General features: G+C 61.4%; 11 protein-coding genes and 1 pseudogene. 6 read left to right on the forward strand and 6 right to left on the reverse strand.

The genetic code is table 11. The annotated features are described in order from the left end of the window. Positions 1-216 precede the first annotated feature (216 nt). A complete protein-coding gene (locus KHP07_RS23645) occupies positions 217-1569 on the forward strand; it encodes a putative porin (protein WP_078049695.1) in 1353 nt (450 codons plus the stop codon). Positions 1570-1676: 107 nt separating this feature from the next. On the opposite strand, the gene KHP07_RS23650 is transcribed toward KHP07_RS23645, so the two are convergent. The 5 genes from KHP07_RS23650 to aceK form a co-directional block, all read right to left on the reverse strand. Next, the gene (locus KHP07_RS23650) at positions 1677-1922 is read right to left on the reverse strand and encodes an anti-sigma factor family protein (RefSeq protein WP_078049696.1); all 246 of its coding nucleotides are present in this window, start codon (positions 1920-1922) and stop codon (positions 1677-1679) included. Next, positions 1916-2530, reverse strand: coding sequence for an RNA polymerase sigma factor (locus KHP07_RS23655; protein ID WP_078049697.1), 615 nt, complete (start codon positions 2528-2530; stop codon positions 1916-1918). The genes KHP07_RS23650 and KHP07_RS23655 overlap by 7 nt, the downstream gene beginning before the upstream one ends. Positions 2531-2675: 145 nt before the next feature. Then, positions 2676-3797 carry a beta-ketoacyl-ACP synthase III gene (locus KHP07_RS23660; RefSeq protein WP_078049698.1) on the reverse strand — a complete coding sequence of 374 codons (1122 nt, stop codon included), beginning with the start codon at positions 3795-3797 and terminating at the stop codon, positions 2676-2678. Positions 3798-4172: 375 nt separating this feature from the next. Then, positions 4173-8084 carry an ATP-dependent RNA helicase HrpA gene (hrpA, locus tag KHP07_RS23665; protein WP_214498121.1) on the reverse strand — a complete coding sequence of 1304 codons (3912 nt, stop codon included), beginning with the start codon at positions 8082-8084 and terminating at the stop codon, positions 4173-4175. Between the two features lie 71 nt (positions 8085-8155). Further along, a complete protein-coding gene (gene aceK / locus KHP07_RS23670) occupies positions 8156-9871 on the reverse strand; it encodes a bifunctional isocitrate dehydrogenase kinase/phosphatase (RefSeq protein ID WP_100492362.1) in 1716 nt (571 codons plus the stop codon). Between the two features lie 405 nt (positions 9872-10276). Here aceK and KHP07_RS23675 point away from each other — a divergent pair, with 405 nt between their 5' ends. Together KHP07_RS23675 and KHP07_RS23680 are read left to right on the forward strand one after the other, a co-directional pair. Further along, on the forward strand, positions 10277-11887 hold the full coding sequence (locus tag KHP07_RS23675; protein WP_502937543.1) for a methyl-accepting chemotaxis protein: 1611 nt from the start codon (positions 10277-10279) through the stop codon (positions 11885-11887). Between the two features lie 52 nt (positions 11888-11939). Next, entirely contained in the window at positions 11940-12827 is an 888-nt protein-coding gene (locus KHP07_RS23680; protein WP_214498123.1) for a DMT family transporter, read from the forward strand. Between the two features lie 76 nt (positions 12828-12903). Here the strand turns inward: KHP07_RS23680 and KHP07_RS23685 are convergent, their stop codons facing one another. Then, entirely contained in the window at positions 12904-13764 is an 861-nt protein-coding gene (locus tag KHP07_RS23685) for a DMT family transporter (protein ID WP_214498124.1), read from the reverse strand. Positions 13765-14174: 410 nt separating this feature from the next. Here KHP07_RS23685 and KHP07_RS23690 point away from each other — a divergent pair, with 410 nt between their 5' ends. The 3 genes and pseudogenes from KHP07_RS23690 to KHP07_RS29985 form a co-directional block, all read left to right on the forward strand. Continuing rightward, positions 14175-14966, forward strand: a complete 792-nt coding sequence (locus KHP07_RS23690; protein ID WP_099493582.1) for a CPBP family intramembrane glutamic endopeptidase — start codon at positions 14175-14177, stop codon at positions 14964-14966. Between the two features lie 73 nt (positions 14967-15039). Continuing rightward, entirely contained in the window at positions 15040-16605 is a 1566-nt protein-coding gene (locus tag KHP07_RS23695; RefSeq protein ID WP_078049705.1) for a methyl-accepting chemotaxis protein, read from the forward strand. Positions 16606-16720: 115 nt separating this feature from the next. Next, positions 16721-16855 (forward strand): annotated as a pseudogene (locus KHP07_RS29985) (methyl-accepting chemotaxis protein); the annotation flags it as partial. Between the last annotated feature and the right edge of the window lie 50 nt (positions 16856-16905).

The raw sequence follows: 16905 nt of genomic DNA on the forward strand, positions 1-16905 counted from the left end.
CCCGAATCGCGCGACAAGGCTCTAAACCAATAGTTCCGAACATAAATAATTTGTCATCTAGATGACATCACTTAGCCACTGCGCCGTCATAAACGATCGTGATACTGACGCCTGTTTTTAGAGCGCCTGGTTCTAGCAGGTGGTTATTTTTCCGTCCGTCATCGGTCGGTTGTGTCCTGGATGGTTTGCCATCCCTCCTCACTTTCGGAGATTGATATGCGTCTTGCTTCCACTAAAACTGCGGCGGTCCTGTGCGGCGGCCTGTTACTGGCCCTGAGCGTTCCGGCCAGCGCTGCAGTCGACGCTAAATTGCTCGACATGCTCAAGGCCAACGGCCAGATCACCGCGGCGCAGTACACTGAACTGCAAAGCGAATTGGCCAAAGACCAGAAAGAACAGCAGATCGCACGGCAAGCTCAACAAGAGACCAACGAACAGATCGCGGCCACCGCGAAGAAAACCAATGAGCTGAGCAGCTTCGACCAGAAGCTGGCCTGGGCCGCCAAGACTCAACTCAAGGGCGATGTGCGCTTCCGCCACGAAACCATCAAGATCGATGGCACCCCGAACAACGGCGGCAAGGACAAGGACCGTGAGCGTATCCGTGCTCGCCTGGGCGCCTACACCGAAATCAACTCGCAGGTCGACACCGGCATTCGTGTCGCCACCGGCAGCAGCGACGACGCGCGCTCCACCAACCAGGACCTGGATGGCTACTTCAACAAGAAGTCGATCTGGCTGGACCTGGGCTACATCGACTACCACCCGACCCAAATCAAGAACCTGCACGTGATCGGCGGCAAGATGCTGCAACCGTGGGTCAGCATGGGCGACGTGATCTGGGACAGCGATATCAACCCGGAAGGCCTGGCACTGACCTACAAGTACCCACTGGGCAGCAGCGCCGAGCTGTTCGGCAGCTTGGGTAACTACAACCTCAAGGACAACGTCAACGGCGACGGCGTGCAATTTCGCAATGACCTGCGCATGACCGCCGGCCAGTTGGGGTCTCGTTTCTCGCTGACCGACAATCTGAAACTGACCCTGGGCGGCAGCGTCTACGCGTTCCAGAACGATGAAGACAGCCGTTGCCCGACAGCAACCGGCACCACCCCCGGCTGCCTGACCCCAGGCGAAACCGTGGCCAACACCACGGCCGGCAACGCCAGCGAGTACCGCCTGTATGAAGGCTTCAGTCAGGTCGACATCGGCGGGCTGGCAGTACCGTTGTCGTTCTACGGTCAGTACGTGCAAAACACCAAAGCCACCGATAAGGACAAGGACACTGCCTGGCTGCTCGGTGCCAAGTCCAAGGTCTTCGGCCTGAACCTGGACTACAACTACCGCGACGTGCAACGTTACGCGGTGGTGGGTGCCTTCACCGACTCGGACTTCGCCGGCGGCTTTACCGGCGCTCGGGGTCACAAGTTCAAAGTCGGTTACGACATCGACAAGAACTTTGCCATTGGCGCCACGTACTTCCTGACCAAAGCCGACTACGCCAGCGCCACCGGTTATCGCGATGCCAACGCCAATACCCTGCAGCTGGACGCAGAAGCCAAGTTCTAATAGTCAGTGTTGAAAGCCTCGGGCCAGGACGGCCCGGGGTGGCTGTAACAGTCTTGCGTGGGTGCAGCGGTCCCCATCATCCGTCCGGTCCACTCACGCGAGCCTGCTTAGTCCCCGCCTTTCTGATCCTTGAGCCGCTCGGCAGCCAGCCGCTGTGCCAAGGCATCCACGCCCTCAACCGGCTCCTCCGGCATGATCTTCAGGGTCGCCTGCATCAGGCGCATCTGGCGGATAAACCGGCGACAGTTCGGGCAGAACATCAAGTGATGACGCACCAACAGACGCTCGCGAAAGGTCAATTGCCCATCGAGATAGTCACTGGAACGTGCCACTTGTTCTTTACAGGTCAACATTCGCCCGTTTCCTCAAAATGCTCCACCGTGGCGAAGACTTTAAGCCGTGCCCGATGCAACAGCACACGGACATTGGAGAGCGACAGCGTCAGAAGATTACAGATCTCCTCCAACTCCAGGCCCTGGCGTTCACGCAGCACCAGCACGCTGCTTTGCAACTCCGACAGACTCAGCAGCGTGTGCTCCAGGCATTTGCGCAGTTCATCCTCGGTCAGCAGGGCTTCCGGGGTGTCCTGGTGCCAGGCATAAGGGGCGACGGCCCAGTGGCCATCGTCAGGGCTGAAACGGTCATCGCCAATCGTGCCGTGGGGCGAAGGCAAATCATCAAGCAATACTTCGCGACGATTCTGCTTGTAGCGCCCCTTGGCGGCGTTGGCGGTAATGGTGAGCAGCCAGGTCTTGAGGCTGGAACGGCCTTCGAACCTGGCCAGGTTGCGCACCACCGACAGCCAGGCGTCCTGCACGACTTCGTCGGCATGGCGCTGGCCGACAATGGCATAGGCCACCGCCCGCATGGCGCTTTGGTAGGTGGTGACCAATTCCTTGTAGGCCCGCTGCTCACCCTTGAGCAGGCGTTCTAGCAGGTGCGCGTCGTCCGCTGCTGCCATGTCTACCTCAATCCCACTTTGGGAATGCAATCGATGTGGGAGCCGGCTTGCCTGCGAGGGCACCACCTTGGCCTGACTGAAAGACCGAGGTGCCTGCATCGCGGGCAAGCCCGGCTCCCACACTTGACGGTGTTAACCCGTTAGATCAGCGTTTGCGCAGAATCACGCTGCCGATCGAGTAGCCCGCACCAAACGAACTGAGTACCGCCACGGAGCCTTTGGGCAAGTCATCCTGGTAGGTGTGGAATGCAATCACCGAACCCGCCGAGCTGGTATTGGCGTAGGTGTCGAGGATCACCGGCGCTTCTTCCACCGACGCTTCGCGGCCCAGCAGTTTCTTCACGATCAGGTGGTTCATGCTCAGGTTGGCCTGGTGCAGCCAGAAGCGCTTCACATCGGCCACGTTCAACTGGTTCTCTTCCAGGTGCACGCCGATCAGCTCGGCCACCATCGGGCATACGTCGCGGAACACTTTGCGGCCTTCCTGTACGAACAGTTTGTCCGGCGCGCCGATGCCCTCTTCCGCGGTGCGGTTGAGAAAGCCAAAGTTGTTGCGGATGTTATTGGAGAACTTGGTCAGCAGCTTGGTGCTCACCACGTCGAATTGATGCTCGGACGTCGCCAGGTCGGCGCGCTCGAGAACCACGGCGGTGGCCGCATCACCAAAGATGAAGTGGCTGTCGCGGTCGCGGAAGTTCAGGTGACCGGTGCAGACTTCCGGGTTGACCATCAAAATCGCACGCGCCTGGCCCAGCTGGATGCTGTTGGCGGCGTTCTGGATGCCGAAGGTGGCCGACGAGCACGCCACGTTCATGTCAAAACCGAACCCTTCGATGCCCAGGGCTTCCTGGACCTCAATGGCGATGGCCGGGTAGGCGCGCTGCAAGTTGGAGCAGGCGACGATCACACCGTCGATGTCGGCGGCGGTCTTGCCAGCGCGTTGCAAGGCTTGTTCGGCGGCGCCGACGGCCATCTGACAGAGCACCGACCACTCGTCGTTGCTGCGCTCGGGCAGGCGCGGGGCCATGCGCTGCGGGTCGAGAATGCCGTCTTTGTCCATCACGAAGCGGCTCTTGATGCCCGAGGCTTTTTCGATGAAGGCGGCGCTGGATTCGGTCAGCGCCTGCACGTCACCGCGCTCGATGGCGGCGGCGTTATCGGTGTTGAACTGATGCACGTAAGCATTGAAAGACTGCACCAGCTCTTCGTTGGAGATGCTGTTGGCCGGGGTGTACAGGCCAGTGCCGCTGATGACGACGTTATGCACGGTCGTTCCTCTAAATCTGTCAGGCAGAAGATATTGGTACCGTCGTACCAAACTATAAGTAGTCCGATTCCGCACCGCGGACACCAAACTGGCATCGCTTTATTCCATCGCGTCGCAGCCCTTCACGACGATCCCGGCATTTATAACCGCGAAGTTTGCCACAAACCCCAAGATTTGGCGCCATATGCCAGCTAAACACCCATGTCGCAGGTGTACGCCCCACTTTGTGGTGAGCGAGCTTGCTCGCACTGGGGCGCAAAGCGGCCTCTCTCCCCTGCAACCGAGAGTCTACTGAAACACCTCAGCGTCTGGATTAGGGCCGCTGCGCAGCCCAGCGCGAGCAAGCTCGCTCACCACATAGGATCTACGGGGAGGTCAGGCTTCGACCAGGGTCCATTGCTTGCTCAAGCGTTTGTCGGAAATCGGCACTTTAGTGCCCAGTTGCTGGGCAAACAACGACACCCGATATTCCTCCAACCACCAACGGTAAAGTTCTAGCTGGGGGTCGCGCTTGCCTTCCTGGGCATGTTTCTTCAGGCGATTCTCGTACTGCGTCCACAAGCCTGCCAGCTCGCCGCTCCACACCCGATCTTTTTGCACTTGGCTGGGCAGTTTCTCCAGGCGCAACTCGATGGCCTTGAGGTAACGCGGCAACTCCTTGAACCATTGCGACGGAGTTTCGCGCACAAACCCTGGGTACACCAGGTTGCTCACCTGCTGCTTGATGTCGTTCAAGGCCACAGCCTGGGCCAGGTCGATCTTGCCTTTGAAGCGCTTTTGCAGACCGTGCCAGAGTTTCAGTACCTCCAGGGTCAAGCGCGCCAGGCGCTCGGCGTGTTCGGTCCAACTGCCGCGCTTGCGCTCGGCCAAGGCGGCCAACCCCGCGCCGTCACGCGGCAGGTTGGCTTCACCTTCGAGCACACAGGTGTCGAGGCTGGCCAGCAGGATGTCTTCCACCAGCGCATCGATGCGCCCCAGTTCGCGGTACATCAGGCCCAATTCGGTCAGGCCCGGCAACTTGCCGCGCAGGAATTTCGCCGGTTCCGCCAGTTGCTGCATCAGCAGGCGCTGCAACGCGCGGCGATGCTGGAATTCCGCCTCGGCGGCGGTGGAGAAGCGCCCTTCCTTGACCGTGCCGTTGTCTTCCACCAGCGCCGGATACACCGTCATCGACAGCCCGGCAATCTTCTGCTGAGTCTTTTCCGCCACTGCCGCAAACACCTTGGCTTCCACCGGCTGCTGGCTTTTCGCCGTCTGCGGCACCGCCAACGCGGCCTGGCTGGCCTCGGCAAACCGCGCCGTCAGTTCGGCCAGGTCGCGGCCTTCGCCAAGGAACTTGCCCTGGCCGTCGACGACTTCCAGGTTCATCTTCAGGTGGCTTTCGACCTGCTGCGCGGCTTCGGCCCAGGCTTCATCGCTGACCCGTGCCCCGGTCATGCGCAGCAATTCGCGGCCCAGCGCCTGGGGCAGCGAGCCCTGGCCGAATTCGATGCGTTGCAGCGCGGCTTTGACGAAGTCCGGCACCGGCACAAAATTCTTGCGCAGCGCCTTGGGCAGGTTGCGCACCAGGGCGATGCACTTGGCTTCGATCACCCCCGGCACCAGCCACTCCAGGCGCTCCGGCGGCAAGGCCGGCAGCAAGGGAGCCGGCACGCGCAGGGTCACGCCGTCACGCGGGTGGTTGGGTTCGAAGTGGTAACTCAAGGCCAGTTCCAGGTCGCCCAGGTGCAGGGTGTCCGGGTAATGCGCGGCGGTGACTTCACTGGCCTCGCGGGCCAGCACGTCTTCCTCGCGCATGATCAGCAGTTGCGGGTCTTTCTGGCTGTTGACCTTGTACCAGCTGTCGAAGGTCGCAGTCTGGTGGATCTCCGCCGGCAAGCGCGCGTCGTAGAAGGCGAACAGGGTTTCTTCATCGGCCAGGATGTCGCGACGGCGCGCCTTGGCTTCCAGTTCGTCGAGCTGCTCCAGCAACTGCTGGTTGGCCGTGAGGCACTTGGCCCGCGACTGGATCTCGCCACGCACCAGGCCTTCGCGGATAAACAGCTCGCGCGACACCGCCGGGTCAATCGGCCCGTAATGCACTGGCCGGCGTCCGACCACAATCAGCCCGAACAGGGTGATCTGTTCAAAGGCCACGACCTGGCCGCGCTTCTTCTCCCAGTGCGGTTCGAAGTGGTTTTTCTTGATCAGGTGCCCGGCCAGCGGTTCGATCCAATCGGCATCGATCTTGGCGACCATGCGCGCGTAGAGCTTGGTGGTTTCCACCAGTTCGGCGGTCATCAGCCATTGCGGGCGCTTCTTGCCGATGCCCGAGGACGGGTGGATCCAGAACCGCCGCTGGCGTGCGCCGAGGTAATCGCCGTCTTCGGTCTTCTGGCCGATCTGGCTGAGCAGGCCGGACAACACCGCCTTGTGCAGTTTCGGAAAGTCCGCCGGCTCTTTGTTGACCGTCAACTGCATGTCGCGGCAGATCAGGCTCAACTGGCGATGGGAATCACGCCACTCGCGCAGGCGCAGGTAGTTGAGGAAGTTCTTGCGACACCAGTTGCGCAACGGGCTGGCCGTCAGTTCCTGGCGCTGCTCTTCGAAACCGCGCCACAGATTGACCAGGCCGGCGAAATCCGAATCCGGGTCTTTCCACTGTGCGTGGGCTTGGTCAGCAGCCTGCTGACGTTCCGGCGGACGCTCGCGCGGGTCCTGGATCGACATGGCGCTGGCAACGATCAGCACTTCCTGCAGGCTGCCGAGCTTGGCGGCTTCGAGCAACATGCGGCCCATGCGCGGGTCCACCGGCAGGCGCGCCAACTGGCGGCCCAACGGCGTGAGCTGGCTGTTGCGGTCGACCGCCGAAAGCTCTTGCAGCAGGTTGAAACCGTCGCTGATGGCCTTGCCATCCGGCGGCTCGATAAACGGGAAATCGGTGATCTCGCCAAGGCGCAGGTGCAGCATCTGCAGGATCACGGCGGCGAGGTTGGTGCGCAGGATCTCCGGGTCGGTAAATTCCGGACGGCCGATAAAATCTTCTTCGCTGTACAAGCGGATGCAGATGCCCGGCTCGACCCGGCCACAACGGCCTTTACGCTGATTGGCGCTGGCCTGGGAAATCGCCTCGATCGGTAGGCGCTGCACTTTGGCGCGGTAGCTGTAGCGGCTGATGCGCGCGGTGCCGCTGTCGATCACATAACGAATGCCCGGCACGGTCAGCGAGGTTTCCGCGACGTTGGTCGCCAGCACCACGCGCCGGCCCGGGTGGGACTGGAAAATGCGCTGCTGTTCGGCCGGCGACAGGCGCGCGTACAGCGGTAGGATTTCGGTGTGCTTGAGCTGAGCCTTGCGCAGCATGTCGGCGGCGTCGCGAATCTCGCGCTCGCCCGGCAAGAACACCAGCACATCGCCGGGGCTGCGGCGCTCGCTGCGCTCGTAGGCGCCGATTTCATCGAGAGCGGCAAGGATCGCCTGGTCGACCGTCAAGTCGTCCTCGACGCGGTTGCCCTCTTCGTCCTGCTCCAGGGTCAGCGGGCGGTACCAGGTGTCCACCGGGAAGGTGCGGCCCGAGACCTCGACAATCGGCGCATCGTCGAAGTGCTTGGAAAAGCGCTCCAGGTCGATGGTTGCCGAAGTGATGATGACTTTCAGGTCCGGGCGACGCGGCAGCAGGGTTTTCAGGTAGCCCAGCAGGAAGTCGATGTTCAGGCTGCGCTCGTGGGCTTCGTCGACGATGATCGTGTCGTAGCGTTCCAGGTAGCGATCGTTCTGGGTTTCTGCCAGCAGGATGCCGTCGGTCATCAGCTTGATCAGCGTATTGGAATCGCTTTGATCTTCGAACCGCACCTGATAGCCGACCAGCGCGCCCAACGGCGTCGCCAGCTCTTCGGCAACCCGGCTCGCCACGCTGCGCGCGGCAATCCGACGCGGCTGGGTATGGCCGATCAGGCCGAACTGGCCACGACCGATTTCCAGGCAGATCTTCGGCAACTGGGTGGTTTTACCCGAGCCGGTCTCACCGGCGATGATCAGCACCTGGTGCTTGTTCAGTGCCTCTTTGATTTCATCGCGCTTGGCCGCAATCGGCAGGCTGTCGTCGAAGCGGATCACCGGCAGGCTGGCACGCCGCGCCGTGACCTGGGCACAGGATGCCTGCATGCGCGCCACCCACTGCGCCAGCTTTTCCTCGTCGGGCTTCTTGCGCAACTCAAGCAGCTGCCGCCGCAAGCGGTGGCGGTCGGCGAGCATGGCGTGATCGAGGGTTTTGAGCAGTTGGTCGATAGTGGGCGCTTGGTCAGTCATCAGGTACGCAAGGGTCGTCTATATATGCAGGGGGCGGATTGTCGCAGAAAACCGCCCATAAGCGTGCCCCCTCATTCGTTATCGCGGTCCTTGCGCCGGTACGGGAACACATCAATGACCTTGCCGGCGCGAATCGCGTCTTGCAGCCCCTTCCAGTAATCGGCGTTGTATAACTCGCCATGCAGTTCGTCGAACAGCTTGCGCTGGCCGGCGTCGGCGAACAGGAACGGCGGGAATTCCTCGGGGAATACATCCAGCGGGCCGATGGAGTACCAGGGCTCGGAGGCCATTTCGTCCTCGGGGGTACGCGGTGCCGGGATATGGCGGAAGTTGGCCTCGGTGAGAAAGCAGATTTCGTCATAGTCGTAGAACACCACGCGGCCATGACGGGTGACGCCGAAGTTCTTCAGCAACATGTCGCCAGGGAAGATATTGGCCGCCGCCAGTTGCTTGATTGCCAGGCCGTAGTCTTCCAGGGCCTCGCGTACCTGGGCAGGGTTGGCGTTGTCGAGGTAGAGGTTGAGCGGGGTCATGCGCCGTTCGGTCCAGCAGTGGCGGATCAGCACTGTGTCGCCTTCTACCTCGACGGTGCCGGCGGCCACTTCCAGCAGCTCAGCCAGGCACTCCGGTTCGAACTTGCTCAGGGGAAAACGAAAGTCGGCGAACTCCTGGGTGTCGGCCATGCGCCCGACCCGGTCGACGCTTTTGACCAGGCGGTACTTCTCGATCACCGTGGCGCGGTTGACGTTTTTCGACGGTGAAAACCGGTCCTTGATGATCTTGAACACCGTATTGAAGCCCGGCAGGGTGAACACGCTCATCACCATGCCGCGCACGCCAGGGGCCATGATGAACTGATCGTCGGTGGTCGCCAGGTGGTTGATCAGGGCGCGGTAGAACTCCGACTTGCCGTGCTTGTAGAAACCGATGGAGGTGTACAACTCGGCGATGTGCTTGCCCGGCAGGATGCGCTTGAGAAAGCCGATGAACTCCGCCGGCACCGGTACATCGACCATGAAGTAGGAACGGGTGAACGAGAAGATGATCGACACATCGGCTTCGTCGGTGATCAGCGCATCGATCTGGATGCCCTGCCCTTCGCGGTGCAGCAGCGGGATGACCAGCGGCCATTGTTCGTCGCGGGTGTAAATGCGTCCTACGAGGTACGCGCCTTTATTACGGTAGAGCACCGAAGAAAACAGCTCGACCTTGAGGTCCGGGTCCTTGCACACCCAGTCCGGCAGGTTTTCGCGCAGTTGAGTTTCGAGGCGGCGCAGGTCGGCGGCCAGGTCGGCGTAGGGCTCGCTGAAACGGTAGTCGGCAAAGACCTGCACGAGCATGTCCGGGATTTTCCCGGCGGGTATGTAGGTGCGCGTCTGCGCAGCCCGTGCGCGGCGCAGGCTGGGCCGGGTGGTGTGGATAAACATGCAGCCGTCGCTGATCAGGTCGTGGCTGAACAGCCCGCAGAAGATCGAGTTGTACCAGGTCTCGGAGAGTTCATCGTCGAAGCGCAGGTCGATCAGGCCGATGTAAGCGCTTTTCACCACGGGCCACAGGTCGATATCAAGCAGTGTGGCGCCTTCGAAATGCTCACGCAGGCGCGCGGTCACTTCACTGACCTTTTCTTCATAGAGGTTGATGCGTGCCGCCGACGCCGCCTGCCCCTGCTGCCACTGGGCCTTTTCGAAACGCTCGCGGGCGCCATCGGTGATCTGGCGAAAATGCTCACGGTAATCGTCGAAGCCATCAAGGATCATCTGGGCGATAGCGAGGGCGGACTGCGACATGCGGGAAACCTCTACGGGTATCTGGAAGCCCTGAGCTTAGCCAGTGTACGCAGGCAGGAGAAGGCTCATTTTTTGCGCCGCCTTGTACAACTTCGTTCATTTCGTACATTTACTTTCAATTTATTTAATTCGACCATACGGTCAATAAAAGCACCGTTAGGTCCTACGCTGTTTTATCTGCACCCCTGTAAGGGCGGGGCCTGGCCGCATTAACAAGCGAATCCGGGCGTCACGCTGGTGCTGACGACACACGCCGGGCTTTGGATCCAACTAAGGGAAACCCTGATTACCACCTTAATGGCACTTTGATATATAGCGCGCCCTCTCCCAGCCTAACAAGGTCAAAAGACCGATCCGGGAACAGGTTCTAATCGCCCAAGGAGCATTGAGATGTCATTGAGGAATATGAGGATCGGTCTGCGTGCCAGTCTGAGTTTTGGGGTTTTGGCCAGCTTGCTGGTGATTGTGGGACTGTTTGGCCTGGGCCAGATGGCCAAGCTGCGACAAAGCGCGCTGGTCATCGAAGAATCGTGGATGCCAAGCATCGAGAACATCCACGACAGCGCCGCCTATGTGGCCAGTATCCGCCTGGAAGCGTTGCGCCTGGCCACCACGGACGAATCGCGGATTCGCGACAACAGCAAAGCCCTGATCACCCACCAGCGCGCCGAGCTGCAAACCCTGCTGGACCATCACAAAACCCTGCTCAGCGGCGATGCGGAGCGCGATCTGCTCAAGCAGCTCGAAGGTAATGTGAACACTTACCTGACCCTCGTCGGGCAGATCGTGGCCTTGGTCGACAAGGATCAACAACAAGACGCCATCGACCTGCTCAACAGTCGCGTCGCGCCACAGGGTGTGATCCTCAACAAGAGCCTGGAGGACATGATTGTCTTCAACCAGAACGGCGTGGAAACCGCCGTGGACTCCGCCGCCCAGACTTACGCCAGTGCCCAGTGGATCGTGGGCCTGATTATCGTGTTTGCACTGATCGCCACCTTGCTGCTGGCCTGGCTGCTGACCCGCAGCATCACCGCCCCGCTCGGCCAGGCACTGACGGTGGCGCGCACCATTGCCGGTGGCGACTTGAGCCAGCCGATCACCGTCGGCGGCAAGGACGAACCGGCGCAATTGCTCACCGCCCTGGCCACTATGCAGACGCAGTTGCAGGGCACCATCCGTGGCATCAGCGAATCAGCGCAACAGCTGGCGTCGGCCGCCGAAGAGATGAGCGCGGTAATGGAACAAAGCACCCGCGGCTTGCAGGCGCAGAACGATGAGATCGAACAGGCCGCCACTGCCGTGACCGAAATGAGCGCGGCCGTGGACGAAGTGGCAGGCAATGCGGTGTCCAGCGCCGAGGCGTCCCAGGCTTCCGACGAGGACAGCAAGCACGGCCACTACCAGATCAGCGAAACCATCAGCTCGATCCAGAACCTGGTGGACGAAGTGCTCGGCGCCTCTAACAAGGCTGAAGGCCTGGCGGTGCAGGCCCAGGATATCAGCAAGGTGCTGGAAGTGATCCGTGGCATCGCTGGGCAGACCAACCTGCTGGCGCTCAACGCCGCCATCGAAGCGGCGCGCGCGGGTGAGGCCGGGCGTGGTTTCGCGGTGGTGGCCGATGAAGTGCGCTCCCTGGCGCAACGCACCCAGGACTCCACCGAAGAAATCGAGCAGATGATCACCGGTATCCAGCGCGGTACCCAAGACACCGTCGAAGCCCTGAACAGCAGCGCCGAGCACGCCGGCCAGACCTTGCAACGGGCCAACAGCGCCGGCAGCGCGCTGGAGAAAATCACCGCCGCGATCTCGCAGATCAGTCAGCGCAACCTGGTGATCGCCAGCGCCGCCGAGCAACAGGCGCTGGTGGCACGGGATGTGGACCGCAGCCTGGTGAACATCCGCGATCTGTCCACCCAGACCGCCGCTGGCGCTACCCAGACCTCGGCCGCCAGCCAGGAACTGTCACGCCTGGCGGTGGACCTGAATGGGCTGGTGACGCGGTTTGTCCTGTAATCAGTGAAAGCGCCGTGCAACACTCGCCGCCTGATTGCTATGGGAGTGTTCCGTGAGACCTGTCGACACCTTGTACTTACTGGGGCTCGCCGCCATTTGGGGCGCGAGTTTCCTGTTCATGCGCATCATCGCGCCGGAGATCGGCACGGTCCCGACGGCGTTTTTCCGCGTATCGATTGCCGCCGCCGGGTTGCTGGTGATGTTGGCGATGATGCGGGTGAGCTGGGATTTCCAGGGCAAGTTCAAGACGGTGTTGCTGCTGGGGGTGATCAACTCCGGAATTCCGGCGACCATGTATTCGGTGGCCGCCCAAGTGCTGCCGGCGGGTTACTCGGCGATCTTCAACGCCACCACGCCGTTGATGGGCGTGTTGATTGGCGGGCTGTTTTTCAGTGAGCGCCTGACGCCGTCGAAAGTCGCCGGGGTATGCCTGGGCCTGCTGGGGGTGGGCGTGCTCACCCGCGCGGGCCCGGTGGTGTTTGACCTGGCGTTGTTGATGGGCGCGCTGGCCTGCTTGCTGGCGACCACCTGTTATGGCTTTGCCGGGTTCCTGGCGCGGCGCTGGCTGGATCAGCGCGGCGGTCTGGACAGCCGCCTGTCGGCCCTGGGCAGCATGCTCGGCGCCACCCTGTTCCTGTTGCCGTTCTTTGCCTACAGCGCGATCAGCCAGCCGCCCGCCAGTTGGGGTGGGTGGCAGGTGTGGTTGTCGCTGCTGGGGTTGGGACTGGTGTGCACGGCGTTCGCCTACATCCTGTACTTCCGGTTGCTGACGTCCATTGGGCCGGTGAAGTCGATGACCGTGACCTTCATGATTCCGCCGTTTGGCGTGCTGTGGGGCGCTTTGCTGCTGGATGAACCATTGTCGATGGCGCATGTGTATGGCGGGGTGTTGATCGCAGGGGCGTTGTGGTTGGTGTTGCGGCCGAAAAAAAACCTGTAGGAGCCCGGCTTGCCGGCGACGGCGCTCTTACGGGCGCTATCGCCGGCAAGCCGGGCTCCTACAGGGGGTGGTGGTATTAGATTTTGCGGAAGACGAACACCAAGCCAATGATGATCAACCCCATCCCCAGCAGGCTCAGCATCGCGAGCGTGTTGCCAAAGATCAGGTAATCCATCACCGCCGTCACCGCCGGCACCAGGTAAAACAGACTGGTGACATTCACCAGGTTGCCCCGGGCGATCAGGCGGTACAGCAACAGCGTGGCCAGCAATGACACCACCAGCCCCATCCACAGCACCGGCAGGTAAAAGCTGCTGCTGTGTTCAAAGTGGAACGGCTGGAAGGGCACAAAGACCGCACACAGCAGCAGGCCCGCGAGGTACTGCACCGGGAGCGTGCCCAAAGGATTGTCGGTGATGCGCTTCTGCATGATCGAGCCAAAGGTCATGCTCGCCAGGGCCAGCAGGCCGAACAGCATGCCCGCCAGGGACAGACCGGACACACCGATACCCTGGTAGACCACCATGATCAGCCCCGCCAACCCAAGGCCCAGGCCGAACAGGCGACTGAACGAACGCTGACGCTCCATCAGCACCACGGTGAGGATCGGCTGTACGCCCATGATGGTTGCCATTACGCCAGGGGTGACTTTGAGGTCCAGGGCCAGCAAGTAAAAAATCTGATAGGCCCCCAACAACACCAAACCCGTGGCTGCTGCGTACAGCATCGGCTGGCCGGTACGCGGCAGTTTCAGCTTGAGGAGCGGTACCAGCACCACCAGGCCCACCAGCGCGATGGCAAAGCGCAACAACAGAAAGGCGAAGGGTGACGCGTGGGCCAGGCCCCATTTGGAGAAGATCGCCCCGCTGCTCCACAGCAGGACAAACAGGCTCGTCGAGGCCGCCGCGGCCACGGATTGTTTCGAAAGAACAGACATGGTTACCACCTGTAATCAGGCAAAAAAAGCCGACTCAGCGTTTGCTGAAATTCAGTAGGTTTTTTGGGGCAGGCAGAGGGGAACCAGCAATTCGCTGATCAGCCCGAAATGCCAACACCCGGCGGTGATACGACTGCATGCACCGGCGTGCTACTGACAGGTGGGGGGTAGTGACTGATCTGCGCAGGCTGCTTGTCCGCGCACGGCACGACCACAGCGTTGACCGCTGAATCGACTACCGCTATGCGCTGGAGAGCTGGCATGGGCTGATCTTGTGTGAAGGAATGAAGAGGCTCGGACTATAACCATCCGCTGACACGTTTTGCAATCACCCTGGGTGGAGGAGTTTTCATGCAGGCCCTGCAGGACGGGTCGCTATAATGCCGCCGAGTTTTTTCCAAGGATTTCCCATGATCGCATTGCCCTGGCTGTACCTGGTGCTTCTCTCCATTGGCTACCTGCTGGCCCTGATCTACGGGCAACTGGGAGCGCTGGCAGGGGTGTCCGTCGCCCTGCTGTTGCTGGCCGGGTACGCCGTGCGCCAGCAACGCACGCCTTGGGCGCGTTACGTCGGGCACGGTTTGTTCATTGTGCTGGCCTTGAGCCTGGCGATGCATTGGCTGCCGGGTTTCTACAATGGGCGCGGCATTGCCCCGCAGCGTTTCACCGAAGATGCCGTGCCTTTCTCGATGTACCTGAACCAGGACAAGCCGCTGATTGGCTTCTGGCTGTTGCTGGCCTGCCCGTGGATCGTGGCGCGGCGCAGCCTGCGCCTGGCGATCTGCGTGGCCGCCCTGGCCCTGACCCTCACCGCCATCGCCGCCCTGGGCGGTGCAGCCTTGCTGGGCATGATCACCTGGGCGCCGAAATGGCCAGAACAGGCCTGGCTGTGGGTACTCAATAACCTGCTGTTGGTGACGCTGGTCGAAGAAGCCCTGTTCCGTGGCTACGTCCAGGGCGGCTTGAGCCAGCGCTTCAAACACCTGCCTTACGGCGACAACCTTGCGTTGCTGCTAGCCTCGCTGCTGTTCGGCCTGGTGCATATCAGCGCGGGCTGGCACTGGGTGCTGCTGGCGAGCATCGCCGGGGTGGGGTATGGCTTGGCGTATCGCTTTGGTGGCTTGGGTGCGGCAGTGGCCACGCACTTTGGTTTGAATCTGCTTCACTTCGGGTTGTTTACCTACCCGATGCTGGCCGGTTGATTGTTGCAAAAATAAGTTAAATAAACCGCCGTTCGTGCCGATACCCCTTGAAAGCCTTGCGGATTGAACAATCATGCGTAATAACCAACCCGTTACCCAGCGCGAACGTACCTTCCCCGCTCAGCAACGGTTGATCTCCACCACAGATGCCAAAGGCGTGATCACCTACTGCAACGACGCCTTCGTCGAGATCAGTGGGTTCTCCCGCGACGAACTGGTGCGTGCGCCGCACAACCTGGTGCGTCACCCGGATGTTCCGGCGGCGGTGTTCGCGCACATGTGGTCCACGCTCAAACAAGGCTTGCCATGGATGGGCATTGTCAAGAACCGCTGCAAGACCGGCGACCACTACTGGGTTAACGCCTACGTGACGCCGGTTTTTGAAGGCAACCAGGTGGTCGGCTACGAATCGGTGCGCATCAAGCCCACCGCCGAGCAGATTCGCCGGGCCGAAGCACTCTATCAGCGCATCAACCAGGGCAAGTCGGCGATCCCGCAGCGGGACAAGTGGCTGCCGGTGTTGCAGGACTGGCTGCCATTTATCCTAGTGAGCCAGTTGAGCTTCATGATCGGCGCATCGCTCAATTCCCACTGGGGCTTCGCCCTGGCGGCGGGGCTGTCGGTGCCGTTGGGCCTGCTGGGCCTGAGTTGGCAGCAGCGCGGCCTCAAGCGCCTGCTGCGCCTGGCGGAGCAGACCACGTCCGACCCGCTGATCGCACAAATGTACACCGACAGCCGTGGCGCCCAGGCGCGTTTGGAGATGTCGATCCTCAGCCAGGAAGCACGCCTGAAGACGTGCCTTACGCGCTTGCAGGACACTGCCGAACACCTCAACGACCAGGCGGCGCAGTCCAACACCCTGGCGCATAACAGCTCCAGTGGCCTGGAACGCCAGCGTGTGGAAACCGAACAGGTGGCCACGGCGGTCAACCAGATGGCAGCTACCACCCAGGAAGTCGCCAGCCACGTGCAACGCACCGCCGATGCCACCCAGGAAGCCAACCGCCTGACCGGTCGCGGCCGCGATATCGCCGGGGAAACCCGCGAAGCGATCCAGCGCCTGTCAATGGCCGTCGGCGAGACCGGCGTGACCGTCACCCAACTGGCCAAGGACAGCGATGAAATCGGCGGTGTGGTCGATGTGATCAAAGGCATTGCCGACCAGACCAACCTGTTGGCGCTCAACGCGGCCATCGAAGCGGCGCGTGCCGGTGAGATGGGCCGTGGTTTTGCGGTCGTCGCTGACGAAGTCCGTCAACTGGCGCAGCGCACTGCCGAATCGACCGGGCAGATCCATGCCCTGATCGCCAAGTTGCAACAGACTGCCGCCGCCGCCGTGCAAACCATGGACGCCGGGCACCGCCAGGCCGAAGAAGGCGTGGCGCGGGTGATGGAGGCGGACCAGGCGTTGGTGGGCATCAGTGAAGCGGTGGCACATATCACCGACATGACCACGCAGATCGCCGCTGCCACTGAAGAGCAAAGCTCAGTGGCCGAAGAGATCAGCCGCAACATCAGCACCATTGCGCTGCTGGCAGACCAGACGTCAGAGCAGGCGTTGAATTCGGCGCAACTGAGTGAAGAGCTGACGCATACGGCGAATACCCAGTACTCACTGGTTGAGCGCTTTAACCGGTAAACCGCTATCGCAGGCAAGCCAGCTCCCACACTGGACTGTGTTCACACATTTTGATGGGTGAATACATTCAAATGTGGGAGCTGGCGAGCCTGCTATAAGGCCCTAACAGCCGCAGAGAAACCTGGCGACCTTCATTGCGCTGTTGGCGAACCAGACGTCAGACCAGGCGTTGCATTCGGCGCAACTGAGTGAAGAGCTGACGCATACGGCGAATACCCAGTACTCACTGGTTGAGCGCTTTAACCGGTAAACCGCTATCGCAGGCAAGCCAGCTCCCACACTGGACTGTGTTCACACATT

It is taken from the genome of Pseudomonas sp. VS40 (assembly GCF_018587885.1).
Classification (GTDB): Bacteria; Pseudomonadota; Gammaproteobacteria; order Pseudomonadales; family Pseudomonadaceae; genus Aquipseudomonas; species Aquipseudomonas pergaminensis.

Coding starts and splice junctions, on each gene's coding strand:
- KHP07_RS23645 (WP_078049695.1), top strand. CDS start 217: ATGCGTCTTGCTTCCACTAAAACTGCGGCGGTCCTGTGCGGCGGCCTG.
- KHP07_RS23650 (WP_078049696.1), bottom strand. CDS start 1,922: ATGTTGACCTGTAAAGAACAAGTGGCACGTTCCAGTGACTATCTCGAT.
- KHP07_RS23655 (WP_078049697.1), bottom strand. CDS start 2,530: ATGGCAGCAGCGGACGACGCGCACCTGCTAGAACGCCTGCTCAAGGGT.
- hrpA (WP_214498121.1), bottom strand. CDS start 8,084: ATGACTGACCAAGCGCCCACTATCGACCAACTGCTCAAAACCCTCGAT.
- aceK (WP_100492362.1), bottom strand. CDS start 9,871: ATGTCGCAGTCCGCCCTCGCTATCGCCCAGATGATCCTTGATGGCTTC.
- KHP07_RS23675 (WP_502937543.1), top strand. CDS start 10,277: ATGAGGATCGGTCTGCGTGCCAGTCTGAGTTTTGGGGTTTTGGCCAGC.
- KHP07_RS23685 (WP_214498124.1), bottom strand. CDS start 13,764: ATGTCTGTTCTTTCGAAACAATCCGTGGCCGCGGCGGCCTCGACGAGC.
- KHP07_RS23690 (WP_099493582.1), top strand. CDS start 14,175: ATGATCGCATTGCCCTGGCTGTACCTGGTGCTTCTCTCCATTGGCTAC.
- KHP07_RS23695 (WP_078049705.1), top strand. CDS start 15,040: ATGCGTAATAACCAACCCGTTACCCAGCGCGAACGTACCTTCCCCGCT.